This window comes from Kitasatospora sp. NPDC048540 (assembly GCF_040651175.1).
Classification (GTDB): Bacteria; Actinomycetota; Actinomycetes; order Streptomycetales; family Streptomycetaceae; genus Kitasatospora.
In genome coordinates this window covers 69,181-70,686 of record NZ_JBEZIR010000038.1, presented here as the reverse complement: position 1 = coordinate 70,686, position 1,506 = coordinate 69,181, and the positions used below count along the sequence as shown (strand labels likewise).

The window sequence follows — 1,506 nt, the reverse complement described above, 5'->3', positions numbered from 1 at the left end:
GGCTCCCAGTAGACGACTGGGTTGATAGGCCGGATATGGAAGCCTCGTGAGGGGTGGAGTTGACCGGTACTAATAGGCCGAGGGCTTGTCCTCAGACGCTCGCGTTCACTGTGTGGTTCCCGGGTAGCGAACAGCTATCGCCGGCGAATCCGCCCATCATCGACTCCGGTCGACGGGCAAGAAACACTAATCAATTGAAGAGTGTGTTTCGCTGAATACCCGATAGGGTTTCGGTGGTCATAGCACGAGGGAAACGCCCGGTTACATTCCGAACCCGGAAGCTAAGCCTCGTAGCGCCGATGGTACTGCAGGGGGGACCCTGTGGGAGAGTAGGACGCCGCCGAACAATCATTCAAAGGCCGCGGCCCCAGCGATTCGCTGGGGCCGCGGCCTTTTTGTTTTTCCAGATCGTGCAGTACGCCGGCAGGACCGGCTCCCGCCCGGACGCAGGGTCGGAGCGGATGCCGGACAATAGAGGTGGTGTGCGGCCAGGTGGTCGGCACCAGGATGCGATGGCGCTGGTGCCCTGAATCGGCAGCGGCGGCAGAGGTCGAAGCAGCAGACAGGAGTCACCAGGATGTCGAACCCGCCCCAGGACCGTCCCGAGCGCCGATCGGACGAGGGCCGCGGTTACGAGCCCCGGTCGCGTGGTGGATGGTCCAACGACCGTGGCCCGCGCCGGGATGACCGTGGCGAGGCCGGCCGTCGTGACGACCGTCCGCGTCGGGATGACCGTCCTTCGTACGGTGACCGCGACCGTGGCGGCGACCGTGGTGGCCGCCCGTCCTACGGCGACCGTCCGTCCGGTGGTGGCTACCGTGGCGGTGGTGACCGTCCGTCCGGTGGCGGTTTCCGCGACCGTGGCGACCGTCCGTCCGGTGGTGGCGGTTTCAACCGTGACGACCGTCCGCGTGACGACCGTCCGCGTCGCGACGACCGTCCTTCGTACGGTGACCGTGACCGTGGCGGCGACCGTGGCGGTCGCCCGTCCTACGGCGACCGTCCGTCCGGTGGTGGCTACCGCAGCGGTGGCGACCGTCCGTCCGGTGGTAGCGGGTTCAACCGTGATGACCGGCCGCGTCGGGATGACCGTCCGTCCTACGGTGACCGGCCGCGTCGCGACGACCGTCCGTCGTACGGTGACCGTGACCGTGGTGGCGACCGTGGTGGCCGCCCGTCGTACGGGGACCGTCCGTCCGGTGGTGGCTTCCGTGACCGTGGCGACCGTCCGTCGTACGGTGACCGTGACCGTGGCGGGGACCGTGGTGGCCGCCCGTCGTACGGCGACCGTCCGTCCGGTGGTAGCGGGTTCAACCGTGATGACCGGCCGCGTCGGGATGACCGTCCGTCCTACGGTGACCGGCCGCGTCGCGACGACCGTCCGTCGTACGGTGACCGTGACCGTGGCGGGGACCGTGGTGGCCGCCCGTCGTACGGGGACCGTCCGTCCGGTGGTGGCTTCCGTGACCGTGGCGACCGTCCGTCGTACGGTGACCGTGACCGTGG

At 68.6% G+C, this 1,506-nt stretch carries 2 rRNA genes and 1 pseudogene; all 3 read left to right on the top strand.

The features are described 5' to 3' along the window. Positions 1–93 (top strand): 23S ribosomal RNA (locus AB0D08_RS17525); the annotation flags it as partial. A 136-nt stretch (positions 94–229) separates the two neighbouring features. Then, positions 230–346 (top strand): 5S ribosomal RNA (gene rrf / locus AB0D08_RS17520). 330 nt (positions 347–676) lie between these two features. Next, positions 677–1,506, top strand: a pseudogene (locus tag AB0D08_RS17515) (hypothetical protein); the annotation flags it as partial.